Source organism: Algoriphagus halophilus, assembly GCF_900129785.1.
GTDB lineage: Bacteria > Bacteroidota > Bacteroidia > Cytophagales > Cyclobacteriaceae > Algoriphagus > Algoriphagus halophilus.
Genome location: NZ_FSRC01000001.1, coordinates 1 through 24,975, shown reverse-complemented (window position 1 = coordinate 24,975; position 24,975 = coordinate 1). Strand labels below are relative to the sequence as shown.

At 38.9% G+C, this 24,975-nt stretch carries 21 protein-coding genes, 2 tRNA genes and 1 pseudogene; 15 read left to right on the top strand and 9 right to left on the bottom strand.

Annotated features, from left to right (window positions below; genetic code table 11):
* Nucleotides 1-51: 51 nt before the first annotated feature.
* The 4 genes from BUR11_RS00120 to BUR11_RS00105 all read left to right on the top strand — a co-directional run bounded on the left by BUR11_RS00120 (nucleotide 52) and on the right by BUR11_RS00105 (nucleotide 2,864).
* On the top strand, nucleotides 52-1,887 hold the full coding sequence (locus BUR11_RS00120; RefSeq protein ID WP_074222835.1) for a TonB-dependent receptor plug domain-containing protein: 1,836 nt from the start codon (nucleotides 52-54) through the stop codon (nucleotides 1,885-1,887).
* A 140-nt stretch (nucleotides 1,888-2,027) separates the two neighbouring features.
* Nucleotides 2,028-2,102 (top strand) — tRNA-Val (locus tag BUR11_RS00115).
* Nucleotides 2,103-2,142: 40 nt separating this feature from the next.
* Nucleotides 2,143-2,217: transfer RNA gene (locus BUR11_RS00110), tRNA-Val, on the top strand.
* Nucleotides 2,218-2,399: 182 nt separating this feature from the next.
* Nucleotides 2,400-2,864: a hypothetical protein gene (locus BUR11_RS00105; protein WP_074222834.1), complete on the top strand. Its 465-nt coding sequence runs from the start codon at nucleotides 2,400-2,402 to the stop codon at nucleotides 2,862-2,864.
* 46 nt (nucleotides 2,865-2,910) lie between these two features.
* Here BUR11_RS00105 and amaB read toward each other — a convergent pair whose 3' ends face one another.
* Entirely contained in the window at nucleotides 2,911-4,455 is a 1,545-nt protein-coding gene (amaB, locus tag BUR11_RS00100; RefSeq protein ID WP_074222833.1) for an L-piperidine-6-carboxylate dehydrogenase, read from the bottom strand.
* Between the two features lie 69 nt (nucleotides 4,456-4,524).
* Nucleotides 4,525-5,559, bottom strand: coding sequence for a DUF4421 domain-containing protein (locus BUR11_RS00095; RefSeq protein WP_074222832.1), 1,035 nt, complete (start codon nucleotides 5,557-5,559; stop codon nucleotides 4,525-4,527).
* 315 nt (nucleotides 5,560-5,874) lie between these two features.
* Here BUR11_RS00095 and BUR11_RS00090 point away from each other — a divergent pair, with 315 nt between their 5' ends.
* Nucleotides 5,875-6,666 (top strand): glycosyltransferase family 2 protein, encoded by a 792-nt coding sequence (locus BUR11_RS00090; RefSeq protein ID WP_074222831.1) that lies wholly within the window; start codon nucleotides 5,875-5,877, stop codon nucleotides 6,664-6,666.
* Here the strand turns inward: BUR11_RS00090 and BUR11_RS00085 are convergent, their stop codons facing one another.
* Nucleotides 6,667-7,377: a glycosyltransferase family A protein gene (locus BUR11_RS00085; protein WP_074225028.1), complete on the bottom strand. Its 711-nt coding sequence runs from the start codon at nucleotides 7,375-7,377 to the stop codon at nucleotides 6,667-6,669.
* 90 nt (nucleotides 7,378-7,467) lie between these two features.
* Complete coding sequence (locus BUR11_RS00080) at nucleotides 7,468-8,670, bottom strand: pyridoxal phosphate-dependent aminotransferase (protein WP_074222830.1); 1,203 nt, start codon at nucleotides 8,668-8,670, stop codon at nucleotides 7,468-7,470.
* A gap of 135 nt (nucleotides 8,671-8,805) precedes the next feature.
* On the opposite strand from BUR11_RS00080, the gene BUR11_RS00075 reads away from it, so the two are divergent.
* Nucleotides 8,806-9,651: a toxin-antitoxin system YwqK family antitoxin gene (locus BUR11_RS00075; RefSeq protein ID WP_074222829.1), complete on the top strand. Its 846-nt coding sequence runs from the start codon at nucleotides 8,806-8,808 to the stop codon at nucleotides 9,649-9,651.
* 4 nt (nucleotides 9,652-9,655) lie between these two features.
* On the opposite strand, the gene BUR11_RS00070 is transcribed toward BUR11_RS00075, so the two are convergent.
* Complete coding sequence (locus BUR11_RS00070; protein ID WP_074222828.1) at nucleotides 9,656-10,180, bottom strand: YSC84-related protein; 525 nt, start codon at nucleotides 10,178-10,180, stop codon at nucleotides 9,656-9,658.
* Nucleotides 10,181-10,206: 26 nt separating this feature from the next.
* Nucleotides 10,207-10,561 (bottom strand): annotated as a pseudogene (locus BUR11_RS21435) (YraN family protein).
* A gap of 81 nt (nucleotides 10,562-10,642) precedes the next feature.
* On the opposite strand from BUR11_RS21435, the gene lipB reads away from it, so the two are divergent.
* Genes lipB through BUR11_RS00035 form a run of 6 tightly spaced genes read left to right on the top strand, consistent with a single transcriptional unit; the run spans nucleotide 10,643 to nucleotide 16,365 of the window.
* Nucleotides 10,643-11,362, top strand: a complete 720-nt coding sequence (lipB, locus tag BUR11_RS00060; RefSeq protein WP_074222827.1) for a lipoyl(octanoyl) transferase LipB — start codon at nucleotides 10,643-10,645, stop codon at nucleotides 11,360-11,362.
* A 3-nt stretch (nucleotides 11,363-11,365) separates the two neighbouring features.
* Nucleotides 11,366-11,767, top strand: coding sequence for a hypothetical protein (locus tag BUR11_RS00055; protein WP_074222826.1), 402 nt, complete (start codon nucleotides 11,366-11,368; stop codon nucleotides 11,765-11,767).
* An 11-nt stretch (nucleotides 11,768-11,778) separates the two neighbouring features.
* Entirely contained in the window at nucleotides 11,779-12,528 is a 750-nt protein-coding gene (locus BUR11_RS00050) for a 3'-5' exonuclease (protein ID WP_074225027.1), read from the top strand.
* A 54-nt stretch (nucleotides 12,529-12,582) separates the two neighbouring features.
* The gene (rnr, locus tag BUR11_RS00045; protein WP_074222825.1) at nucleotides 12,583-14,784 is read left to right on the top strand and encodes a ribonuclease R; all 2,202 of its coding nucleotides are present in this window, start codon (nucleotides 12,583-12,585) and stop codon (nucleotides 14,782-14,784) included.
* Complete coding sequence (locus BUR11_RS00040) at nucleotides 14,747-15,733, top strand: polyprenyl synthetase family protein (protein WP_074222824.1); 987 nt, start codon at nucleotides 14,747-14,749, stop codon at nucleotides 15,731-15,733. The genes rnr and BUR11_RS00040 overlap by 38 nt, the downstream gene beginning before the upstream one ends.
* A gap of 2 nt (nucleotides 15,734-15,735) precedes the next feature.
* Complete coding sequence (locus BUR11_RS00035; protein WP_074222823.1) at nucleotides 15,736-16,365, top strand: rhomboid family intramembrane serine protease; 630 nt, start codon at nucleotides 15,736-15,738, stop codon at nucleotides 16,363-16,365.
* A gap of 33 nt (nucleotides 16,366-16,398) precedes the next feature.
* On the opposite strand, the gene BUR11_RS00030 is transcribed toward BUR11_RS00035, so the two are convergent.
* The 3 genes from BUR11_RS00030 to rplU all read right to left on the bottom strand — a co-directional run bounded on the left by BUR11_RS00030 (nucleotide 16,399) and on the right by rplU (nucleotide 20,204).
* Nucleotides 16,399-19,452, bottom strand: a complete 3,054-nt coding sequence (locus BUR11_RS00030; RefSeq protein WP_074222822.1) for a WD40/YVTN/BNR-like repeat-containing protein — start codon at nucleotides 19,450-19,452, stop codon at nucleotides 16,399-16,401.
* 146 nt (nucleotides 19,453-19,598) lie between these two features.
* Nucleotides 19,599-19,859: a 50S ribosomal protein L27 gene (gene rpmA, locus BUR11_RS00025; RefSeq protein WP_074222821.1), complete on the bottom strand. Its 261-nt coding sequence runs from the start codon at nucleotides 19,857-19,859 to the stop codon at nucleotides 19,599-19,601.
* Between the two features lie 33 nt (nucleotides 19,860-19,892).
* Nucleotides 19,893-20,204 (bottom strand): 50S ribosomal protein L21, encoded by a 312-nt coding sequence (gene rplU, locus BUR11_RS00020; RefSeq protein ID WP_074222820.1) that lies wholly within the window; start codon nucleotides 20,202-20,204, stop codon nucleotides 19,893-19,895.
* Nucleotides 20,205-20,795: 591 nt separating this feature from the next.
* Here rplU and BUR11_RS00015 point away from each other — a divergent pair.
* The 3 genes from BUR11_RS00015 to BUR11_RS00005 all read left to right on the top strand — a co-directional run bounded on the left by BUR11_RS00015 (nucleotide 20,796) and on the right by BUR11_RS00005 (nucleotide 24,738).
* A complete protein-coding gene (locus BUR11_RS00015; protein WP_074222819.1) occupies nucleotides 20,796-21,776 on the top strand; it encodes a ribonucleoside-diphosphate reductase small subunit in 981 nt (326 codons plus the stop codon).
* A gap of 36 nt (nucleotides 21,777-21,812) precedes the next feature.
* On the top strand, nucleotides 21,813-24,212 hold the full coding sequence (locus tag BUR11_RS00010; protein ID WP_074222818.1) for a ribonucleoside-diphosphate reductase subunit alpha: 2,400 nt from the start codon (nucleotides 21,813-21,815) through the stop codon (nucleotides 24,210-24,212).
* A 79-nt stretch (nucleotides 24,213-24,291) separates the two neighbouring features.
* Nucleotides 24,292-24,738 (top strand): DUF1569 domain-containing protein, encoded by a 447-nt coding sequence (locus tag BUR11_RS00005; RefSeq protein ID WP_074222817.1) that lies wholly within the window; start codon nucleotides 24,292-24,294, stop codon nucleotides 24,736-24,738.
* The last annotated feature ends 237 nt before the right edge of the window (nucleotides 24,739-24,975 follow it).

Genomic DNA, 24,975 nt, shown 5'->3' with positions numbered 1-24,975 from the left:
GGATTTAGACTTTTTTAGCCAGTTCTTTGGGCTGGATTTTTAAAAATTCATATGAAAAAAACACTATTATGTATCACTAGTTTCGGCTTGTTTTTCCAATTAAAAGCCCAAACTGATACCACAACCCAAAATCTTGAAACAGTTATCATTCAAGAAAACCGTATTCAAATTCCCTTTTCTAAACAGAGTAGAAACATAGCTTTGGTTGATAAGCAAGCGATAGAAACTACTCCCGCCAGGAGTTTGCAAGAAATTTTATCATTTGTTCCAGGGGTAGACGTGAGGCAAAGAGGTGTAACTGGAGTACAAGCGGACATCGGCATTCGGGGCGGTTCTTTCGCTCAAACCCTCATGCTGTTGAACGGGATTAAATTATCTGACCCTCAAACTGGACATCATATGATGAATATTCCCGTCCCTTTGGTGAATATAGATCGGGTGGAAGTATTGAAAGGGCCAGGATCAAGAATCTTTGGGCAAAATGCCTATGCCGGTGCAATCAATGTAATTACTAGTCTAACTGATGAGCGGTACCTGAGAGTGCAAGGTTACGCAGGTGATTTTGGTATGAAAGGGATCAATTTTGCGGGTTCTTTGCCGACTGGTAACTACAAGCAAAACCTTTCTATCTCCTATGATGACTCCAATGGATATCAATATAACACGGACTACCAAGTCAGCAATGTCTTTTATGAGGGTGGAATTGAGATAAACAATCAAAACGCCCTAAGAGGAATGATTGCCTATACTGACAGGACATTTGGGGCAAATAGTTTTTATTCCAGTTCTTTTCCAGATCAATGGGAAAGTATCCAAACTACTTTGGCTTCCTTAAGTCATACGCTTAGTCTCTCTAACTTCTATTTGAATACAAGAGCGTACTACCGAAACAATGCGGATGAATATAGATTGAGGAGAAATGAACCTGAATTTTATCAAAACAATCATATCTCCGAAGTTTTTGCCTTGGAAGCCAATGGCAATTTTAAAACAAAGTTCGGGACTACTGGATTTGGAATTGAGACTAGAAAAGAAAAACTAGAAAGCAATAACCTAGGTGATCGTGAAAGAACTTTGAGCGGAATTTTCTTGGAACAATTAATCAACCTGGGTTCTAAAGTAGATGTTAGAGCGGGTATATACTCCAATTATAACACAGGATATGGATGGAAGCACTTCCCTGGGGCAGAAATTGGCTTTCAGGCCAACCAAGAACTCCGTCTCTATACCGGATACGGAGTTAGTTATAGGATTCCTACATTCACAGACCTTTATTATGTAGGACCTACGAATATCGGAAATGATCAACTTACTCCCGAGGAAGCACAAAATTTTGAAATCGGGGCAAAATGGGCAAAGTCTGGATTCAGAGCTGAACTGGTTTATTTCTTAAGAAATACCGAAAATTTGATCGAATGGACCAGGCCGGATGAAGAAACCCCATGGCAGCCACAAAATTTTAATGAGGTGAAATTTAATGGTATAGAAGCTTCTTTATACTATCGCGTCAATCCTAGTGCTACCACTATTCAGGTAAAGGAATTCAACTTTTCATACAACTATATCCATGCAGATTTAATCCAGCAGCCTGGCGTAGAAACCAGGTATGCCTTCACTGCTTTAAAGAATCAAATGATCGGAGGAGTATTGGTAGGAATAGGAAAAAAACTGGAATGGAACACCAAAATGCGATACATAGAAAGGATGAATCAGGATCCTTACTTCTTGATGGACATGAGGGTAGACTATAATCGGATTGGAAAAATAGGGCTATTTGCCGAAGCATCTAATCTAACAAACACCGAATACATCGAGGCAGCCACTATACAAATGCCGGGAAGATGGTTTCGAGCCGGGTTTATGTTGAATTTGGACTCTGGCAATTAAGGCTTGTCTTTAAAAATAATTTTCACTCTCATTATCAAGCAATTATTTAGAGAGTTTAAAAAAAAGCAACCCAATATTTGCTACAAATAAATTTCAAACTACCTTTGCATTCCCTTTCGAAAGGAAAGGAATACAAAGATGGGAGTTTAGCTCAGTTGGTTCAGAGCATCTGCCTTACAAGCAGAGGGTCGGGGGTTCGAATCCCTCAACTCCCACATCTTAAATTCGGCTCAGTTAGAGCATTGTTCATTTCTTGGGAGTTTAGCTCAGTTGGTTCAGAGCATCTGCCTTACAAGCAGAGGGTCGGGGGTTCGAATCCCTCAACTCCCACAATAGCCTCAGAGTTTTCTGGGGCTTTTTTTTTGTTCTAACCCATTACCGTGTTGGTATCAAAAAAGCCTTTTTCATCTTATAATAGCTCCCCCCTTTTGCCTAGAAGACTAAATTTCTAATACTTTTTTGTCATATAAATGGCAATATATCTGACTAACTAAAACAAACTCTTTTTTTAAATGAAGCAGTATACAGGACTCCTCATCTTACTAATTTTAATAATTGCAGGTAAATCAAATGCGCAAGACATACAGGACCAATTATTAGGAAAATGGAAACTCACCAAAGACGAAGGCTACTTGTTCTTCATTAACTCACCAGACGCTCAATCCAGACCAGAAGACGAAATGGAAAAGTTTTATGAGCTCATGGACAGACTTCACGATCAGAGCTACAAAAATTTTTTCTCCAGAGATTCTATGACCAACACCATTTTGGATCGAACCGAAATCATCCAGGAAAAGTCTATTTGGAATATTCGTGAAGCAGATTCTGTAATTACTTGGCAATCCAAATTTGCCCCTAAAGTTCTTCAGGCAAAAATCATGAAAATCAACGATAAAGAACTCGTCCTAGTCTACCTAAATAGAGACCAATCCCTAGGCAGATTCAAAACACACTATGAAAAAGTAGAAAAGAATTAAATTAAAAAAGGTCAATGAATTGCTCCATTGACCTTTTACCAGATTCTTAAATATCAAATTTTATCCCTTGTGCCAAGGGAAGTTCCGAAGAATAATTAATCGTATTGGTTTGTCTACGCATATAGGCCTTCCATGCATCTGAACCAGATTCTCTCCCTCCACCAGTCTCCTTTTCACCTCCAAAAGCTCCGCCTATTTCCGCTCCTGAAGTCCCTATGTTGACATTAGCTATACCACAATCAGATCCAGCCACAGACAAGAAGGCTTCAGCTTCCCGCATATTTAAAGTCATGATTGCTGAGGACAAGCCTTGCGGCACCCCATTTTGGATGGCAATTGCCTCCTCAATGGTTTCATATTTGATTAAATATAGAATTGGAGCAAAAGTCTCATGTTGCACAATCTGGTAATGATTTTCTGCTTCATAGATTGCAGGTTTCACATAGCATCCAGACTCATAGCCTTCCCCTTTCAGCACACCACCTTCCACCACAACCTTCCCTCCTTCTTCCATCACTTTTTTGGTTGCTGCCAGATACATATTAACAGCATCCTGATCTATTAATGGACCTACATGATTTTTCTCATCCAGGGGGTTTCCAATTACTAGTTTCGAATAGGCATTTGCCAACCTGGTTTTTACCTCCTCAAATACAGAGGAATGTATGATTAATCTTCGGGTAGAAGTACAACGTTGCCCTGCTGTCCCAACGGCCCCAAACAAGGCACCTCTGATCGCCATATCCATATCAGCCTCCGCAGTAATGATGATCGCATTGTTGCCTCCCAGTTCCAACAAAGACCGACCTAATCTGCTCCCTACAGCTTGACCAACCAATTTCCCCATTCGGGTAGAACCAGTCGCGGAAACCAAAGGAACTCTAGGATCATGAGAGATCATTTCTCCAACTTTGTAATCCCCTATAATCAAGGAACAAATTCCTTCAGGCATTCCATGTTTTGCAAATACAGCAGAGGCGATTTTTTGACAAGCAATTCCTGACAAAGGTGCTTTTTCAGAAGGCTTCCAAAGACATACATCTCCGCAAACCCATGCCAATGCAGCATTCCAGGACCAAACAGCTACCGGGAAATTGAAGGCGGAAATAATCCCTACAATCCCTAATGGATGCCATTGTTCATACATGCGATGTCCTGGACGTTCAGAATGCATGGTCAATCCATAAAGTTGTCTGGAAAGACCTACCGCAAAATCGCAGATATCAATCATCTCCTGAACCTCTCCTAACCCTTCCTGGTAGGATTTCCCCATTTCGTATGATACCAATTTTCCCAGATCGGCCTTTACCTCTCTTAACGCATTTCCAATCTCTCTAACAATTTCCCCTCTTTGAGGGGCAGGAACTTTCCTCCATTGGATAAAAGCCTTTTGCGCCTGTTCAATCAGGGCATCATAACTATCTTTATTTGCCAATTGGACTTCGGCAATCAATTTACCGTCAGCGGGTGAATATGAAGAAATAAATGTTTCTCCTGACTCCTGCCAATTTACTCCGGTAGATGCACCAAGATTTTTTGGTTGAATCCCTAGCTTCTTTAAAGATTCCTGGATTCCAAAATGATCAGTCATAATTTGGGTTGTTTATTTAATGCTTTCAAAGCTAAAAATATTTGAAGGAATCATTATAGAACCTGCTCTTTAATTCAGCCCCAAGATGGACAGGAGATTGATTTTTCTGAACCCTCTATCAAATTTATCACTAGTATTAATTTTATAAATGAGATTGATTCGATAGTTCCCAGTATTGATTGCATTATTATAATCAGCTACTTTTACTAAATCGGACTGCTTGTAAACATAGTTTGCATTGATGGAAAACCTGTCATTATTATATCCGAAAAACCCTCTCAAATAATAGGTTGGGACTACCCCCCAACTTTTTGCCTGATCTTGATTTTCCCATTCAGAGAATCCCAAACTTAGGTTTGCTGAAGCCACTCCCGTAAGAAAGAAACCTCCTCCGAAAACCAAGGTTCCTGCTAGGCCTGCATTTGGTCCTCCTTGGAAATACCTAGATTTTCTAAAATTGTATTTCGCGTCTATTTGCTCTGTGGTAGGGATCAATAGAGAATCTCCTTCAATAGATCCACCATAAGCTTCAAAACCTACAAATGGAGAAAAAGCTGATCTTTTTTGGATATCCTCTTGGGTAAAAGATGCTTGAAGAGACAACTTCTCTCCAAAAAACAGGTAATTCACATTTAACCCAACCGTGATTAACCTCATATCTCTCCTTGGATAAGGTTCCGTTGAATTTTGAAGGAAATCAGAATCTATGGAATACCCTTTATAAAACTGACCTAAAAAATCAATAATGAAATTTTTAGGATAGGTGTGCGCTTGTAAATCCAGGTATTTTGGCCAATTCTTATATCGGTTAGGATTCATGAAACCTAAAGGAGCAGCCACATTAATGGTGACCCCTTGATAGGTGAAACCCACCCCCAAGTTCAATCCAGTATTTGGATTATAGCGATAGCCTTGATCTGCCCCAGGCACATTTACTACCAAGTCAGTATATTTTCGTGAGGTATATAGGCGAAACAACATTTTATTAGATGCACGCTCTACATAGCTGGAATCATAACCAGATTTCTTTTCCTGAGCTGTAACAGCTAAAATGGGAACAAGACAGAAAAATAGATAAATGAAGTATTTAGGAAATCGAGCCATTCAAATGAATTAATCCTAAAAGTTCTATTTAATTTTGACAAAAAAAAATCCGGATCGTAATCCGGATTTTTGAAAACTGATAGAGTTCGAAAAATGGAATTCTATTCGAATTCAAAGTCTTAAAAAATCAAATAATAGAGAAAAGTTGTTTAATCACCGTTATAAATTTATCATATTCATTTAATTAAACAAATTATTGTTTGGATTTTTTTAGTTTATTCAAATAAAAAAAGGCTTTAACTTTGATTAATAGCATAATTAATAATCTGATTTTACTGAACGCCAACCTTTCTCTTTTACTACAATCAAAGCCCTATGAGCAATCCATCCCCTCTAGTTTCAATTATTATCCCTTGCTACAACCAAGCTGAATATTTAGAGGAGACAGTTTTATCAGCCTTAGCGTCAGATTATTCTCCTTTAGAAATAATTATTATTAATGATGGATCGACGGATGGCAGTGAGGAAATCGCAAAAAACCTTACTTCCAAACATGAATTGGTAAGTTATATTCATCAAAAAAATCAAGGAGTAGAGATCGCAAGGAATACTGGAATTAAAGCAGCCTCAGGAACTTATATTCTTCCCTTAGATGGAGATGACCTGATTGCAACCAATTACATCAGTGAGGCAGTAAAAGTTTTGGAAAACAATCCTCAAGTAAAAGTAGTGTATTGTGAAGCAATGAAATTTGGCCCAAAGGGCAAAAAATATTGGAAGCTGAAACCATTTGACATTAATGCACTAGCAAGAGACAATATGATTTTTGTTTCCGCACTATATAGAAGGAAAGACTGGGAAAAGATTGGAGGATATGCAGAGGATTATAATCTCGGAAGGGCAGATTGGGAATTTTGGATCAACATGCTTAAAGATGGAGGGGAAGTTGTCCAACTGCCATTCATAGGCTTCTATTATCGACTCACTGGAGGGATCAATAGCCTGAGAAAGCGTACTGGTTCTGATGAAGCCAAACGGAAAAGAATCGCATATCTCAATGCCAAATACCCTGAATTCTTTGAGCGGGAATTAAATGGCCCATTACGTTTTCAAAGGACCTGGTCAAAACCTTACAACACCCTTTTAAAATTCTTTGGAAAACTTTAATCAGATCTTATCCAAGCCTTTCCAGAATTTCAAAAAGTAGTACTTCAAAGGATTGGTATATTTCAATTGTTTCCAAGGTCTGCTCGCATGAGGTCTATGCCATACAGGAGAATCCATCAGGACGTAATTCTCAAAATCCAGCTCAATAGATTTTTTTGATATAAAAGTATCATACCAATCTTTGGCCTCATCCAATTCAGTAAAATCAAACGCTTTCAAAAAAGGAAGTGAAAAAAGAGTACAGCAAAAGCTTAGGCTTCTATGAGTTGAAATAACTGATTCTTTTACCCCTTTGAACTTCAAATAAGGGAAATTTACACCCCCTTGTTCATCTACTGTCACAGAACCCACCAATCCGGATTTCGGATGGCTTTCTTGAAATTCCAATAAGCTTTCTATTGTATCTGGTTTTACCACCACATCCGATTCTATCACCAACACAGGTAAGTTCTCTTCAAGCCCCATCTTTTGGGCCATTTGCAAAACCAATTTGTAATTCGGAGATGGATGATCGGTAAGGTCTTCTATATGGATCAATTCATATCCAATTTCAGCCTGTTCCTCCTTCAGTTTCAATTTCGTTTCTTCCGTACTGAAATCATTAAAAATCACATGCTTTACAGGAACAGATGAAGCTGCAATTGCTCTTGCAGTATCCAATGTGGTTTCAATGGAATTTTTAACGGGGGTGATGACAATCGCGTAGATCATAAAAAAGATTTGTTCAAAATTAAGGCTTTCCGCCAAGGCAAAAAAATAACCCTGAAATTCTTCAGGGTTATTCTATCTACATTCAAAACCTTAAGCTAGTTCTCCTAGGGCTTTTTTCATTCTTCCCAAGGCTTCTTTCAACTCCTCCTCAGAAGCAGCGTAAGAAAGTCTCACACAGGAAGGTGCACCGAAAGCAGCTCCAGTAACCAATGACACATTAGCTACCTCCAACAAATACAAACAAAGGTCATCTGCATTATTGATGGTTTTGCCATGAGCGGATTTACCGAAGAAGGCAGTCACATCAGGGAAGAAATAGAATGCACCCTCAGGCACATGTGTTTTGATTCCTGGAATCTCTTTCAATAATCCCATCACCAACTCTCTTCTTTTGAAATAAGCTTCCGCCATTTCTTTTGATGGAGTCTGATCCCCAGAGATTCCTGCCAAAGCAGCTCTTTGAGCGATACCAGTGCCTCCTGAAGTAAACTGACCTTGGATTTTTTCTACTGCTTTTGCCATAAACAAAGGAGCGCAGATATAACCCACTCTCCAGCCTGTCATTGCATATCCTTTGGAGAAACCATTTACTGTAATTGTTCTTTCAAACATTCCAGGGAAAGAAGCAATACTGTAATTTCTACCCACGAAGTTGATCAATTCATAAATTTCATCAGCGATCACCATGATATTATCATGCTTCAAAATCACTTCAGAAATTGCTTCTAATTCTTCTTTACTGAATACTGATCCAGTTGGGTTACAAGGAGAAGAGTAAATCACTGCCTTGGTTTTTGGAGTGATCGCTGCTTCTAATTGTGCGGCAGTAGCTTTAAAATTGTTTTCAAGAGTTCCTTCAATCAATACCGGAACACCACCAGCCAATTTGATAATCTCTGCATAACTTACCCAATAAGGAGAAAAAATCACTACTTCATCTCCTTCATTGATCATACACATGAAGACATTAGCAATAGAGTGCTTCGCTCCTGTAGATACTACTATATTTTCTGCTTTCGCTTGAGAGATTTCATTCTCTTCTCTTAATTTCTTTGCGATAGCCTCTCTCAAATCCTGATAACCTGCCACAGGAGGATAAGAGAAATATTTCCCCTCATCGATCGCATCTTTGGCTGCTTCTTGGATGTGCTTAGGTGTTTTAAAATCTGGTTCACCGAGGCTCAATCCAATGATGTCAATGCCTTGGGACTTCAGCTCTCTGGCTTTCTTTGCCATTGCCAGGGTAGCTGATTCTTCCATATTAATAATCCGATCTGATAGAATAGAATTCATTATTTTCTGTGGTTTATTCAAAATCCCTCAAAAATAGAGAGAAGATTATAAAATCTAAACAATTGTCTGCTTTTGATAATGAAATGTTATTTTTGAAATGAAATACTCGGGAGGAAATTCCGTTTTCTGCATATAATGAGCAAGTTTTCTTTTCTTCTTCTATTCTTCCTTTTACTTAGTAAAGTAGCATGGACTCAAAATAATGACTCCAACGCAGACCCTGACTCTTCAGGTGTTGTCAACTCCAGTCTATTGCCTACCACCATGCCTCTTCTCCTATTTGACGAAAACAAAGAAAAAGAAGAGAAAAAGGAAAAGAAGAAAAAGGAACGTAAAAACATCTGGTTTGGAATTAAAACCAGGAGAGGGTATGCCAAAAGAGAAATTCGCGGCCAGGAAATTTATGAGTACTTCAACTATACCGAAGACTCTAGAAGACTGGACCCTTATATCCGAGATGTATATTGGTTTGATACACAAGAAAGAAGCATCCGTACTTCAGGTTATGAGGAAGGAAAAGGTTATTTATTGCATGGGCCTTACGAGCGAACCATCAATGAGACGGTAGTAGAAAGTGGCATGTTCTACTATGGGACAAAGCATAAAACCTGGATGCTGTTCGACTCTAACAATGTGCTTCAAGACAAAAACCATTATACGGAAGGCTGGCCAAAAGAATCTCGAATCTCTTATTATGAATCTAGCTCAAGATCCGTCGAAGAAATCATCCCGATTCAGTATGGCTTGGAGGAAGGAAATTATTTCTATTTCTACGACGACAAACAAGTTGCCGTAACTGGGGAATATCAATACGGAGAAAAAGTGGGACTTTGGACAGAATATTGGGACACTGGAAATACGAAAGCGATTCGAAAGCGAGAAATCCAATATCAGGAGGAGCCCTATACAAAAAATTTCCGCCCTTATATTCGTGCAGAATGGGATAAGGACGGAAACTTGGTTTACAGAAAAGAGATGTAATCCCTTATTTTTCTCTATATCTAAATTGCTGGCCACCTACAGAAGCTTCATACATTAACCCTCCTTTGGCTCTGGTAAATACCGCCACACCATCAATGTATTCTGCATTTAAAGACGCACCTGATGCAGCTGCCACAGCAGAAACCTGTGCCGCCATTTCAATCTTACCTTCTTTAAATCGATCAAATTCTTCCTCAGATTCAAAAAAAACTACCTCACTATAAGCCTGCCCACCAGCTTGAAATCCAATAGTCACCTGAGTCATTCTGGCATATCCGATCATTTCTCCCTGCTCAAAAGCAACCCCATTTCCTGCAGCTCCTCCTACTCCTAGTCCCCCTTTACCCACATTTGGCAAAATAATATAGGCATAAGAGTGATCGAAAAATTCCTGCATGTCTGGATCATCTTTTAAAAAGGCAGCTTTTGCTTCTTCACTGTCTTCAATAATCTTCTTGTCTTTATCATTTTGGGCAAAAGCAACACATGCTAAAAATGACATACTGAGGGTGAATACTAACTTTTTCATTTTTCTAACTAATAAATGGTTTGTTTTCAATAAAAGGCATCTTCAAATGCTTGAAGTTTATTTCGCCTGATTTGTTCCTGTAAACGCCAATAATGTCAAATCGGATATCAAAATTCCAATTATTATCATGTATATACTGATCCGCAGCCTTGATGATTAACTTCCTTTTGGTGTAGTCTACAAACTCCTCTGCATAACCAAAACCAGTGCCAGAGCGATATTTCACTTCTACAAAAACAACAGCTTTTGATAAGAAAGAATTAAATCTATTTCTGCATAACCATGGCGGAAATTCATCTGCTTCAATTCATATCCTTTTGAAATGAGCCATTGAGCTGCGAGCTCCTCCGCCATTCTCCCTGATTTATTGTGTTCTGCCATCTTGAATAATTGCTTAATTTTGAAAAAATATTGAAAGACAGGTTCAAAAATGGTTTTAAGGAAAACCAATTAATCTACTAAATGAACGAAATTATTAATAAAAAGGTAAAATTCCGAGACTTGGGTTTGATGGATTACCAGGATGCCTGGGATTTTCAAGAATCAATATTTGCTAAAACGGTTGCCCAAAAAATTGAAAACCGGAAATCTTCAGTAGATCAACAGACACCCACAGAAAACTATGTGTTTTTTGTAGAACATCCTCATGTCTATACTTTAGGGAAAAGTGGTAAAGAGGAAAATTTATTGTTAGACCAGAAAGGTCTTGAAGAAAAAAAAGCTACCTATTATAAGATCAATCGAGGTGGAGATATCACCTACCATGGCCCAGGGCAGCTCGTAGGATACCCTATTCTGGACTTGGATAATTTTTTTACTGACATCCATAAATATTTGAGGCTCTTAGAAGAAGCCATCATACTGACTCTGAAAGAATACCAAATAGAGGCTGGAAGAATTGAAGGATTAACTGGAGTCTGGATTGACTATATAGAACAAAAGAATCCAAGAAAGATATGTGCTTTGGGAGTAAAGTCCAGTCGATGGGTGACCATGCATGGGTTTGCTTTCAATGTCAACCCAGATCTAAGTTATTTTGGAAACATCATTCCTTGTGGGATTGATGATAAAGCAGTAACCTCCTTGAGCCAAGAATTAGGAAGAGAGGTTAATCTTCAAGAAGTAAAAGAAAAAGTTAAAAATCATCTCATCGACTTATTTGAGATGGAATTAGTAGATTAATACATGAAAAAGGATATCGATTTTCATCCAGTTACAGGAGTAAAACTTGCTATTGCTAAACAAGAGACCGCTAATGGAGTAGAATGGGGCGTTTATATTTTCAATCTTAATTTGATAGAATTGAAAACCATCATGATTACATCCAAAGGATATGGGATATTGGATGGGGAGAAAAGACAGACTTCTACCTTGCGCCATATGATTGAAGAGTTGGGGCCAGAAGAAATGGCCAAGATTGAACCAATTGATCCCGCAGTCTTTTCGCTGACCAATGAATTTTGGGTGAGTTATTATATCCTTGATCAGATATTTGATAAAAAGTTTATATTTACTCCAGGCAGCTTTGATCCTGCCAACATTCAAATGATCCCTGAGTTAGGTTTAGAAGGGATTCTTCACGCATAACTCCAATGTTTATGGCTAATTTTTTTGATCAATTAGGAGACATCCTTTTTCTGGATATTGAAACTGCATCTCTTACAGAGAAATTTGAGGACTTGAGTTCCAGATTGCAGGATGAATGGGTCAAAAAAGAAAAATTGATCCAAAGTGATCATGGAAAGATAGAGCCAGGAGCCTTATACTTTGATAAAGCTGGAATTCATGCTGAATTTGGCCAAGTCATTTGTATTGGAGTAGGGTATTTTCAGTGGAAAAAAAAGGACAAGAAGCTCATTTTTAGATCTAAAGTTTTTGCAAATCCTGACGAACGGGAACTTCTTTTGTCATTTAATAGCTTATTAGGGAAGAAAAAATGGATTCTTTGTGCGCATAATGGTAAAGAGTTTGATTACCCTTACCTTTGTAGGAGAATGCTGGTACAAGGAGTTTCCTTGCCTGAACCCTTACAAATAGCAGGGAAAAAGCCCTGGGAAGTTAGGCATTTGGATACTTTAGAACTTTGGAAGTTTGGCGATTACAAACATTACACCCGACTGGAACTTTTAGCTGCAGTTTTTGGCATCCCCACTTCCAAAGAAGACTTGGATGGCAGCCAGGTCAACACCACTTTTCATTTAGAAAAAGACATTAACCGAATCAAGAAGTACTGTCGCAAAGACGTAGAAGTTACTGCCCGCGTTTATTTAGCCATGCATCCACAATTAGACGAGATGGAGCTAGAAATAGTACACTTAGAAGATTCACCAAAAGATCATAAAGATTAATGCCAAAAGGCACCATAATCTTTATACATTGGATTAACACAACAACCCCGACACATGGGAAGAAAATCAGACAGAAAAAAAACAAAAAATAAGAAAAGAGGACATAGCAACGATACGGCAAATTTAACGAGACGTATCGTCCAATTTTTAGACTCCAACTATGGAGAAGAGTTCAACTCGAAACAGATTATCAAAAAATTAGAAATACGGGATTCCCTCAGTAAAGGAGCGGTAGATTCTTTGCTTTCCAAACTGTTAGAGAGTGGTCATGTTTCAAAAAACCCTCGTAACTATTATTCCTCTACCAAAGACCCAAACTTTATTATTGGAACGGTTGATTATGTCAACCCGAGGTTTGCCTTTGTAATCCCGGATGATCCCACTCAAAACGATGGAGACATTCTAGTCAAAGAAGCTGATATGAAGCAAGCTCTTGATGGAGACAAAGTGAGAGTCATGGTCAAGCCCCTAAAGGGGAAATTCGGAAAATCCGAAGGTAAAATTTTAGAGATCATTGAGAGAGACCGGGACGAATTTGTGGGTAGAGTAGAAATATCTCCTCGATTCGCTTTTGTAGTTCCGGATTTCAAAAAAATGCACAAAGACATATTTGTGCACAGAGGAGATCTTTTAGGAGCAGAACATAATCAAAAGGTAGTTGTTAAACTCACGGAATGGAGAGATGGTGACAAAAATCCAACTGGCAAAGTCACAAGAGTTTTAGGACAGGCAGGCTTGCACGAAGTGGAAATCCATTCCATTATGGCGGAATTCGGTCTTCCTTTTGAATACCCTCAGGAGCCAGATGCAGAGGCCAATGCCATATCAGATAAAATAACGGTAAAGGAAATCAAAGCAAGAAAGGATTTTAGGGATATTCCCACTTTCACCATTGACCCGGCCGATGCCAAAGATTTCGATGATGCCATATCTTATCAAGTGCTCCCTAATGGCAATTTAGAAGTAGGAGTTCATATCGCTGATGTCACGCATTATGTTCAACCTAAAACTGCTTTGGAAAAAGAGGCATACAATAGAGCTACTTCTGTTTATTTGGTAGACAGAACGATTCCAATGCTTCCTGAAAGACTAAGTAATGGCTTGTGCTCCTTAAGACCCAACGAAGATAAACTTACCTTCTCTTGTGTATTTGAAATGGACAGAGATGCCAATGTTATTAAACATTGGATAGGTAGAACAGTTATTCATTCCGATCGAAGATTTGCTTACGAAGAGGCCCAAGAAAATATCGACTCTCAATCCGGTGATTTCTTTAGTGAATTGACGCTTTTAAACAATTTGGCAAAAAAAGTTCGTAAAAGAAGGTTTGATCACGGCGCTGTAAATTTTGAAACCGTTGAAGTGAAATTCAAACTGGACGAAAAAGGAACCCCTTTAGGCCTGATTGTCAAAGAGCGGAAAGATATTCATAAACTGATTGAGGAATTCATGTTGTTGGCAAATAAATATGTAGCAGAATTTATCTTTAAAAAAGGTAAAGGAACTGATACCTTTGTTTACCGGACCCATGATTCCCCAGACATGGAGCGCTTGGATACTTTCTCAGGATTTGCCAAACGATTTGGGCATGAATTCGACATTGAGAACGAGCGAAAAATCTCCACTGCATTGAATAAGTTAATGGATGAGATTCAAGGCAAGCCAGAGCAAAATGTACTCGAACAACTTGCTATAAGAAGCATGGCAAAAGCAAAATATACCACTGAGCCAAAAGGGCACTTTGGGTTAGCGTTTGCACATTATACACACTTCACCTCACCCATCAGGAGATATCCCGACATGATGGTCCACCGATTATTGGATCATTATCTTCAGGGAGGGAAATCTCCAGATGCGGAAGAATGGGAACAAAAATGCGTTCATTCTTCCGAAAGAGAAAAGAGAGCAGCAGATGCTGAAAGAGCATCTATCAAGTACAAGCAAGTAGAATATATGTCCCTTGCTGAAGAAAAGGACTATGAAGGAATCGTGAGTGGTGTGACTGAATGGGGGGTATTTGTGGAGATTTCGGAAACGAAGTGTGAAGGTATGATTCGTGTACAAGACATGGATGATGATTATTATGATTTCGATCAGAAAAACATGAGATTGATCGGATCAAAAACAAAGAAAATGATCACTCTGGGTGACAAAGTGAAGGTCAGAGTAGTGAACACGGATATAGACCGTAGAACAATAGATTTGGAATTTGCAGACAATGAAGGAAAAAAGCCACGCGGCCGAGCTATTAGATAAATTAGAGACTTTTTTAAAGTCACAACGTTTTGGAGAATCACCCAAAGAGCTTTATGAACCTTTAGAATACATCTTAAGCCTTGGAGGCAAGAGAATTAGGCCTTTATTAAGCCTAATGGCATATGGGATGTATAAAAATGATCCTGAATCAATCCTGAAACAAGCTTCTGCCATTGAAGTTTTCCATAACTTCACCCTGATGCATGATGACATCATGGACCAAGCCCCGCTCCGAAGAGGAAAGGATACGGTCCATGAGAAATGGAATGCCAATACTGCTATTCTTTCCGGAGATGTCATGTTGGTAAGAGCATATGACTTGCTTCTGGAAACCCCTCCTAGCCTGTTACACGAAGTAATCCAGCTGTTTAATAAGACCGCAGCGGAGGTTTGTGAAGGACAGCAGTTCGATATGAATTTCGAAAGTATTTCAAACGTAAAGGTTTCGGAATACATCAATATGATCCGCCTAAAAACCGCGGTACTTTTGGGGTGTGCCTTGAAAATGGGAGCATTGTTAGGTGGAGCAAATGAGTCAGAAGCCAATAAAATATATGATTTCGGAGTGAATATCGGGATTGGCTTCCAACTCAAAGATGACTTACTGGATGTGTATGCCGACCAAGCCAAATTTGGCAAGCAGGTGGGAGGAGATATCATCTCCAACAAAAAGACATTTTTACTCATCAAAGCCTTGGAATTAGCTTCTGGTAAAGATGAAGAGGACTTGGCTTATTGGTTATCTCTGGAGGAGTTTGATAAAGAAGAGAAGGTAAAAGCGGTGAAAGACGTATATCAAAAACTTGGAATTAAGTCCATCGCAGAGGATGAAATGAATCGGTATTTCCAAGCTGGATTTGATTTATTTGATTCCATCAAATGCAATCATTCCTCCTATTTTGAAGAACTCAAGCAGATCACCGAAGATCTAATTCACCGAGAAAAATAAGCATGAATTTATCTATCACAGTGGTCCTGATTATGATCACGGTTGCAACCAGCATGATTGGTTTTAACAAACCAGAGTTTATCAACCGATGGATGTTCATCCCTTATTTGATAAAGAACAGAAAACAATGGGACCGATTTATCACTTCTGGATTTATCCATAAGGATTACATGCACCTGCTATTCAACATGTTCACCTTCTATTTTTTTGGAGGTTTTGTGGAACAGTTTCTGGCCTATCAATTTGGAGGCACTTCAGGTGGAATCATCTTTATCCTTTTCTATTTAATAGGAATCATCGTTTCTGACATCCCTACCTATTTAAAAAATCAAGACAACAGCTACTACAGGGCTCTGGGAGCTTCTGGAGGGACTGCAGCCACTGTGTTTGCAAGTATCATCATCATGCCTTTAGCAGACATCTGTTTGTTTGGGATTTTATGTCTTCCTGGGTTTATTCTAGGTGGAATCTTCTTAATCTACTCCTACGTGAAAGGAAAAAATTCAGATGATGCGATCAATCATGACGCCCACCTGTATGGAGCTATTTTCGGGATCTTATTTATATTAATTATTTCACCCGAGAGTCTTTTACAATTTATAGAACAAATCAAGTCGTATAGACCATTTTAAAAAAAGCTCCCGATAAATCGGGAGCTTTTTCATTTATTTCTTGATATCCAGTTTGGTCCTCATTTCATCAATATTGAAAATCTTGGAGATCTGGTTTTGTTCCAATTCCTTGAAGCGAGCTAACTGAACATTGATTTTCTCAGTCAATTCCTCCTTCACTTCATACGACTGGTCCGTAGGGGCCCAATCTCCATTTCCAACTACCGAGCTCAAATGAGCCAGTTTGTTATTCAATCTGATCGGGAAGTTCAACGGATCCTGACGACTTTGATTTTGAGTCTGATACAAGGTCTTTTCAATTTCATCCATTTCCTCCTTGATCAATTCTAAGTTGGCTGGTTTCGTCTCTAAGCTATCCATTTCAGTTCTGTATTGACGAATCAATTTAATTACTCGATGGGTCTCAGTCAGTTTATCTCTGACATCCAATAAATAGTCATATTGTGCGACCAAATCCTGCTGCGAAGATTCATACCTTGGATCAGCGAGCACTTTGAATGTCTTTTCTTGGGATTCCCCGTCCAAGGTCATTTTTACTTTATAGGTACCAGGAACAACTTTTGGACCTCTTAAATTTCCACCCCACATAATCAATCCTTCAAATCCTTCTGCATCTTCTACACGAAGGTTCCAATTAAATTCATTGCTACCAGCTTTGACTTTCAAGGTATCTCCATTAATCCCATTCGTAGAGAATGCTCTCAATGGAATGTCATTCGCGTCAAAGAATTCGATTTTCAACTCTTCTTTTGGTTCTTCCTTGATGTAGTAATAAACCAATACCCCTCCTGCTCTATTCGTTCCTGCAGTTGCGCTTTTTCTACTCACACCATCTATTCTATAAGAATCCTGTGGTTTGAATAAAGTCAAGGAACTGTTTTCCATTCCAGGCTCAGCTTGATGCAAAACGGTCAAATCATCAATAATCCAAAACGAACGACCTTGGGTAGCAGCAATCAAATTATTCTCCTTGATCGCCAAATCTGTAATCGGAACAATCGGAAGATTTAATTGAAGCGAATGCCAAGAAGCTCCATCATCTTTGGAGTAATACATGCCTGTCTCTGTACCAGCGTAGAGCATACCTCTTTTTACAGGGTCTGCTCTTACAACCCTAGTGAAATGCTCTGGATCAATTCCATTGGTAATTTTTGTCCAGGTTTTACCATAATCCTTGGTCTTATAAAGGTATGGTTCATAATTACCACTTTTATAGCCAGTAGCGGCAAAATAAGCCTCAGCAGGGTCATATGGACTCGCTTCAATACTGTTGATTTGCAACCACTCTGGCATTTCGGAAGGAGTTACATTCTGCCAGGTAACACCATTATCTTGTGTGACATGTACCAACCCATCATCAGAACCAGCCCATAGGACCCCTTCTTTCACTGGAGATTCTGCAGCCGTAAAGATGGTTGCATAATATTCTACAGAAGTATTATCCTTCGTTATTGGTCCTCCCGAAGGACCTAACTTACTTTTATCATTTCTAGTCAAATCCGGCGAGAACACTTCCCAACTTTGTCCCTCGTTTGTAGATCGATGGAATTGGTTACTGGTAGTGTAAAGCAGTTTAGGATTATGAGGAGAAAAGAAAATAGGAAAATTCCACTGAAACCGGTACTTCATATCTTCAGCTCCATGTCCCATTGGATTATTTGGATACACATTGACTGTCCTAGAGGTACCATTGTCATGATTCTCCCTAGTCAAATAACCACCATAAGATCCACCATATACAATATCATTGTTCAAAGGATCAGGCGCAATCCAACCACTTTCACCTCCAGCGGTAGGCTCCCAATCTGCTTCCGTAATGGCTCTTCCATCATTTCTATGTGCAATCCTTACTGTCGAATTATCTTGCTGTGCACCATAGATTCTGTATGGAAAACTATTGTCCGTGGTCACTCGATAGAACTGTGAAGTAGGCTGATTCATCAAGGATGACCAGGTAGTCCCTCCATCTTCCGTAACTTGAGCACCTCCATCATCCGCTATAATCATACGTTGGTTATTTTCCGAGTCTATCCAAAGATCATGGTGATCACCATGAGGAGCATTGGCACTTTCAAAAGTCTTACCTCCATCGGTAGATTTATGGTAGCTCACATTCAACACATAAACTGTTTCCTCGTCTTGAGGGTCAGCAAAAATTCTTGTGTAATACCAAGCTCTTTGTCTGAGGTTTCGATCTTCATTAGTTTTCTCCCATGACTCTCCTCCATCCTTGGATACAAAAACACCACCATTTTCATTTTCAATAATGGCGTAGATTCTATCTGAATTGACGGGGGAAATAGAAACCCCCATAATTCCAAGTAATCCTTCTGGAAAGCCTTCTTTCTTGGTCATGTCTTCCCAAGTCTGACCTCCATCAGTTGATTTAAACATTTTAGAGTTTGGCCCACCGCTTTCTAAACTATATGGAGTTCTTTTAATGTCCCAAGTAGTCGCAAAAAGGACTTCAGGATTATTGGGATCCATCACCAAATCTACAGCGCCTGCTACATCCGAAGCGAAAAGAACCTGGTCCCAGGTTTTACCTCCATCCGTAGTTTTATATACTCCGCGAGTGGCATCAGGCTTAAAAATATCTCCCAGCACTGCAGCATAAACTACATCTGGATTGTCTGGATGAATTCGCATTCGAGAGATAAATCTACTTTTATCCAACCCTGCTCTTTCCCAGGTTTTCCCTGCATCAACACTTTTCCAAACTCCATAGCCAAAAGAAACATTACCACGTACGGTTTTTTCACCACCGCCTGCGTAAACCACACTTGTATCACTTTTTGAAACTGCTACAGCTCCCATAGATCCTCCAAAGAAACCATCGGATACAGGCTTCCAAGTAGCGCCTGAGTCTACAGTCTTCCAAATACCTCCTCCAGTGGATGCGAAATAATAAGTGTGGTCGCTCCCTTCTACTCCGGTAACGCCATCAGATCTGCCTCCGCGATGAGGTCCAACCAGCCTCCATTCTAAGGCGTCGTATATTTCGGTTTTAGGGATTTCCTGAGCAGAAGAAACTGCTGCTATTCCCATCAGAATACCTAGTATTCCGTAACGTATTAGTTTAATCATAAGAATTAATTTGGTGGTTTCAATTCAAAAAATAGGAAAAGTCTTTGGAACAACATTCAAAAAAATGACTGTCGGCAGAATAAAAAAATGAAGGCATAAAAAAAGCCCCAACTTTCGAAGGGGCTTTCATTATATATTAGATGATTTTAAGCTTCTGCAGGTAATACACTTACATAAGACTTACCATCAAACTTTTTCTTGAATGTTACAACTCCATCAGAAAGAGCGAACAAGGTATGGTCTTTACCAACACCAACATTCTCTCCAGCATGATGCTTTGTACCTCTTTGTCTAATAATGATGTTTCCAGCAATTACTTGCTCACCACCAAATTTCTTCACACCCAATCTTTTGGAATGTGACTCTCTACCGTTTTTGGAACTACCGACGCCTTTTTTGTGTGCCATGGTTTTATTCTTTTATGTTTTCAGAGAGAAAACTTATAGTACAATATTTTCGATCAAAACTTTAGTGAAGTCTTGTCTGTGACCGTTCTTCTTTTTGTAGCCTTTACGACGCTTCTTTTTGAAGACGATGACTTTATCACCTTTTACATGATCCAGGATTTTCCCAGATACCTTGGCTCCTTCTAATAAGGGAGCTCCTACAGACACAGAGCCGTCAGCTTCTGCTAACAAGACTTGGTCAAATTCCACGGAAGCGCCAGCTTCACCTTCAAGCTTTGGAGCGAAGACGAACTGATCTTTTGTTACTTTGAACTGCTTTCCTGCGATGTTTACAATTGCGTACATGAGTATTTTGAATTCTTAGTCGAAATCGGAGTGCAAATATAAGGAAGATGATTGGAACAAAAAAACAATGCAGAAAAATATCTAAAGTCTTGTACCTTCGTCCTGCCAAGTAGGATTCGCTTAAAATAAACTGATCTATTTTGAATAAAAAATTCCTTCTAAATTTTCTTTCCCATTTGACATAAAATCGAACTGACACTCGGGCTATTGATTGATTATCAATTGATTATTTTTCTTTTTTGAAAAGAATATTTTTTGACCAACGTTCAAAAACAAGCTTGAATTTTGGTAAAAAAAACTTTTTTAAACTTTCTCAAAAAATTTTAAAGCGCCATTTTCGGCCATTATAGCTTATCTCTTACTTTATATGACTCATTATAATTCATTGGTATACTGAAATTTAAACAGCTTTTGACCGAAGGTCAATATTAACCTTTAAGTAGGTCTTTAGGGGTTTTATTTGTCCGATTTGGTTCACATATTTGTTCATGGGCTGTACTGAAAGGGCAGCTTTTCCTATCAAAAGGGAGATTTAAATAATAAATAGAAAACCCAAACAGCTTAATTAGGGATTCAAATTTACAGAGAACGATGCAGCAAGAACCAATTTTATCAGAGAACAAAAACCGATTCGTGTTATTTCCAATTCAGCATGCCGACATCTGGCAGTTTTATAAAAAAGCTGAAGCAAGTTTTTGGACAGCAGAAGAAATTGACTTAGGCCAAGATATGGTAGACTGGAAAAGTCTGAATGATGGTGAAAGACATTTCATCTCCCATGTACTTGCATTCTTTGCCGCGAGTGATGGTATTGTCAATGAGAATTTGGCCGAGCACTTTGTAGCTGAAGTACAATATACAGAAGCTAAGTTTTTCTATGGATTTCAAATCGCCATGGAAAACATCCACTCTGAAACTTATAGCCTTCTTATAGATACCTATATTAAAGATGCAGCTGAAAGAGATAAACTTTTGAATGCAATCGAACATATAGATTGTGTGAAGAAAAAAGCAGACTGGGCTCTTCGATGGATTGATAATGGATCTTTCCAGGAAAGACTAATTGCATTTGCCGCTGTGGAAGGAATTTTCTTCTCAGGTTCTTTCTGCTCAATATTCTGGTTGAAAAAAAGGGGCTTGATGCCAGGCCTTACTTTTTCCAATGAATTAATCTCAAGAGATGAAGGACTACACTGCGATTTTGCTTGTCACCTCTACACGGAGCATGTGGTAAATCAATTGCCAAAAGAGACTGTAAAAGAAATCATCATCGATGCGGTGACCATCGAAAAAGAATTTGTAACCGATGCGCTCCCTGTACGACTAATCGGTATGAATGCGGACTTAATGTGTCAATATATAGAGTTTGTTGCTGATAGATTATTAATGGAACTAGGCTGTGAAAAAGTTTGGAACAGTACTAATCCGTTTGACTTTATGGACATGATTTCCCTTCAAGGTAAAACCAATTTCTTTGAGAAGAGGGTTGGAGATTACCAAAAAGCCGGGGTGATGAAATCCACTGAAGCACCAGATTCATCCCCAAGATTCTCCATTGGTGAGGACTTTTAACAATATCAATCTACCTACCCTAAATCTCCAAAGTATATGTTAGTAATTAAAAGAGACGGAAGAAGAGAGTCCGTTAGATTTGACAAAATCACGACTCGGATCGAAAATCTATGTTATGAATTAGACCCAAAATTCATACAGCCAATTGAGGTAGCAAAAAAAGTAATTGATGGATTGTACGATGGCGTAACCACTACTGAGCTAGATAATCTTGCAGCAGAAGTTTGTGCATCTCTTACCGTTAAGCACCCTGATTATGCAATTCTAGCCGCTAGAATTGCTATTTCAAACCTACATAAAACCACTAGTCAGTCTTTCTCTAATACCATGAAGAGATTGTACACTTATATCAATCCTAAGACTGGTGAAAACGCATCTTTAATTGATCCGGAAGTTTACGGTATAATTAAAAAGAATGCAGCAAAACTAGATGCTGCCATTGACTACAAAAGGGATTTCGGGTATGATTATTTCGGATATAAAACTTTGGAGAGAAGTTATCTGATCCGTCTCGATGGCAAAGTGGTAGAAAGACCTCAACATATGTTGATGAGAGTGGCTGTAGGTATTCATAAAGGGGATATGGATTCTGTATTGGAAACCTATAACCTACTTTCTGAAAAGTGGTTTACGCACGCGACTCCTACTCTTTTCAATGCGGGTACTCCAAAGCCTCAACTCTCTTCTTGTTTCTTATTGACAATGAAAGATGATAGCATTGATGGTATTTATGATACCTTAAAGCAATGTGCTAAAATCTCCCAATCAGCAGGTGGAATCGGTCTATCTATTCACCATGTAAGAGCAAAAGGCTCCTATATCAAAGGAACCAATGGAGTTTCCAATGGAATTGTCCCAATGCTCAGAAACTTTGACATGACTGCTCGATACGTAGATCAAGGTGGTGGTAAGAGAAAGGGTAGCTTTGCTATTTACTTGGAGCCTTGGCATGCAGATGTGAAGGATTTCTTAGAATTGAAAAGGAACCATGGTAAAGAGGAAATGAGAGCGAGAGATTTATTCTATGCGCTTTGGATTCCAGATTTATTCATGAAGCGAGTAGAGCAAAATGAAAGCTGGTCTCTTTTCTGTCCAAATGAAGCGCCAGGATTATCTGAATGCCATGGTGAGGAGTTCGAAAGACTTTACGAAAAGTATGAAAAAGAAGGTAGGGCTCGAGAGACCATCAAGGCACAGGAACTTTGGTTCGAAATCCTAGAATCACAAATTGAGACTGGAACCCCATACATGCTCTATAAAGATGCTGCCAATGGAAAGTCAAACCAGAAGAATCTAGGAACTATTAAGTCTTCCAATCTTTGTACTGAAATCATTGAATATACTGCTCCAGATGAAGTAGCAGTTTGCAATTTGGCTTCTTTGGCCCTTCCAAAATTTGTAAGAACAGGACCTGATGGTAAACGATTCTTCGACCATCAGAAATTGTATGAAATTACAAAGGTCGCTACCAGAAACCTAAACAAGGTAATTGATGTAAACTACTACCCTGTTGAAGAAGCAAGACGATCTAATTTCAGACATAGACCAATTGGTTTAGGTGTACAGGGTTTAGCTGATGCATTCATCATGTTGAGAATGCCTTTTGAATCAGCGGAAGCTAAAGGTCTAAACGAAGACATCTTCGAAACGATCTATTATGCAGCAGTAGAAACTTCTATGGAACTAGCTACCGTAGAAGGCACCTATGAAACATATGAAGGATCACCAGCTTCTAAAGGAATTCTACAGTTTGATATGTGGGGGGTAACTCCAAAATCAGGACGTTGGAATTGGGATTCGTTGAAAGAGAAAGTGAAGAAAAACGGAATGAGAAATTCCTTATTGGTAGCTCCAATGCCAACAGCTTCTACCTCTCAAATATTAGGTAATAACGAATGCTTTGAGCCTTACACTACCAATATTTACACGAGAAGAACCCTTTCCGGAGAATTCATTGTAGTGAACAAGCATTTGATGAAAGATTTGATTCAATTGGGTCTATGGAATGATACCATGAGAAACAGATTGATTTCTACCAATGGTTCTGTTCAATCTCTTCCTGGAGTACCTCAGAATATTAAAGATCTTTATAAAACCGTTTGGGAGATTTCTCAGAAAGTGGTGATTGATATGGCAGCTGATAGAGGAGCATATATCTGTCAATCTCAAAGTATGAATGTTTTCCTTCAGGATCCGAATTTTGGAAAGCTTACATCCATGCATTTCTATGCTTGGAAGAAAGGTCTAAAAACCGGTATGTACTATTTGAGATCTCAAGCTGCAGCAAGTGCTATTAAGTTCACATTGGATAAAACCAATTTAGAACCAAAAGCAGAAAAAGCACAGCAGGTAGAAATTGATTCAAAAACACAAAAGCAAGACGCTATTTCCTGTTCATTAGATGATCCGGAAGGATGCGAAATGTGTGGAAGTTAAAATATTTAGAGTTCGTTAAATGATAAAATGCGTTTGATTATATCAAACGCTTTTTTTATATCCAATTAAAATTAAAGACATGGACCTATCCCTGATAGAACAAAAGCTGACCTCATTGAATGAGGAAAGTCAAGCAGTATTTGGAATGATGACTGCCCAGCATATGGTAGAGCACCTCACGATCACTCTTAAATTGGCATCTGGAAGAATTGCCTATCCTCCTTTCACGCCCAGTGAACAACAATTGGAATGGAAGCAGGCTTTATTGTTTACTCCCATGGAATTTCCAAAGGGGATTAAGGCACCTGGAATTAAAACACATGAATTAATGCCTTTAAAGTACCCCTCCTTACAGGAAGCAAAAATCCAGTTGTTAAAAGCGATCAGGGAATACAATACATTTTTTGAAGAAAACCCTGATGGATTGACGAATCATCCCCGTTTTGGAATGTTGAATCACCAGGAATGGGAATTATTTCATCCGAAGCATTTTAAGCACCACTTAGGCCAATTTAATTGTTGGTAAGAAAAGGGTCAATCCTCCTAAGTAGACCCCTTAAACAAGGCCAAAACACTTCTAACAGCGATCAGCAAACCATATTCAGTTGGCTTTATCTATACAAGTTACTAGGCATCAGAATCCTCCAGAATAGATGGGATGAGGATGAACAAAAAAAGCCAGCTATCTAGCTGGCTTGAATAATGGGTGGTTCGGGTTCCTTTTCTTGGGGGCCTGAAAACACAAAAGCCCTTCGGAGTGATC

What these genes read in the sequence shown, in the direction of transcription:
- BUR11_RS00005 (WP_074222817.1), top strand. Translation starts at nt 24,292, where the DNA reads ATGGACCTATCCCTGATAGAACAAAAGCTGACCTCATTGAATGAGGAA.
- BUR11_RS00120 (WP_074222835.1), top strand. Translation starts at nt 52, where the DNA reads ATGAAAAAAACACTATTATGTATCACTAGTTTCGGCTTGTTTTTCCAA.
- BUR11_RS00030 (WP_074222822.1), bottom strand. Translation starts at nt 19,452, where the DNA reads ATGATTAAACTAATACGTTACGGAATACTAGGTATTCTGATGGGAATA.
- BUR11_RS00070 (WP_074222828.1), bottom strand. Translation starts at nt 10,180, where the DNA reads ATGAAAAAGTTAGTATTCACCCTCAGTATGTCATTTTTAGCATGTGTT.
- BUR11_RS00035 (WP_074222823.1), top strand. Translation starts at nt 15,736, where the DNA reads ATGAATTTATCTATCACAGTGGTCCTGATTATGATCACGGTTGCAACC.
- rnr (WP_074222825.1), top strand. Translation starts at nt 12,583, where the DNA reads ATGGGAAGAAAATCAGACAGAAAAAAAACAAAAAATAAGAAAAGAGGA.
- BUR11_RS00105 (WP_074222834.1), top strand. Translation starts at nt 2,400, where the DNA reads ATGAAGCAGTATACAGGACTCCTCATCTTACTAATTTTAATAATTGCA.
- rplU (WP_074222820.1), bottom strand. Translation starts at nt 20,204, where the DNA reads ATGTACGCAATTGTAAACATCGCAGGAAAGCAGTTCAAAGTAACAAAA.
- BUR11_RS00090 (WP_074222831.1), top strand. Translation starts at nt 5,875, where the DNA reads ATGAGCAATCCATCCCCTCTAGTTTCAATTATTATCCCTTGCTACAAC.
- BUR11_RS00080 (WP_074222830.1), bottom strand. Translation starts at nt 8,670, where the DNA reads ATGAATTCTATTCTATCAGATCGGATTATTAATATGGAAGAATCAGCT.
- BUR11_RS00075 (WP_074222829.1), top strand. Translation starts at nt 8,806, where the DNA reads ATGAGCAAGTTTTCTTTTCTTCTTCTATTCTTCCTTTTACTTAGTAAA.
- BUR11_RS00085 (WP_074225028.1), bottom strand. Translation starts at nt 7,377, where the DNA reads ATGATCTACGCGATTGTCATCACCCCCGTTAAAAATTCCATTGAAACC.
- BUR11_RS00055 (WP_074222826.1), top strand. Translation starts at nt 11,366, where the DNA reads ATGAAAAAGGATATCGATTTTCATCCAGTTACAGGAGTAAAACTTGCT.
- BUR11_RS00040 (WP_074222824.1), top strand. Translation starts at nt 14,747, where the DNA reads ATGAAGGAAAAAAGCCACGCGGCCGAGCTATTAGATAAATTAGAGACT.
- lipB (WP_074222827.1), top strand. Translation starts at nt 10,643, where the DNA reads ATGAACGAAATTATTAATAAAAAGGTAAAATTCCGAGACTTGGGTTTG.
- BUR11_RS00015 (WP_074222819.1), top strand. Translation starts at nt 20,796, where the DNA reads ATGCAGCAAGAACCAATTTTATCAGAGAACAAAAACCGATTCGTGTTA.
- rpmA (WP_074222821.1), bottom strand. Translation starts at nt 19,859, where the DNA reads ATGGCACACAAAAAAGGCGTCGGTAGTTCCAAAAACGGTAGAGAGTCA.
- BUR11_RS00010 (WP_074222818.1), top strand. Translation starts at nt 21,813, where the DNA reads ATGTTAGTAATTAAAAGAGACGGAAGAAGAGAGTCCGTTAGATTTGAC.
- BUR11_RS00050 (WP_074225027.1), top strand. Translation starts at nt 11,779, where the DNA reads ATGGCTAATTTTTTTGATCAATTAGGAGACATCCTTTTTCTGGATATT.
- BUR11_RS00095 (WP_074222832.1), bottom strand. Translation starts at nt 5,559, where the DNA reads ATGGCTCGATTTCCTAAATACTTCATTTATCTATTTTTCTGTCTTGTT.
- amaB (WP_074222833.1), bottom strand. Translation starts at nt 4,455, where the DNA reads ATGACTGATCATTTTGGAATCCAGGAATCTTTAAAGAAGCTAGGGATT.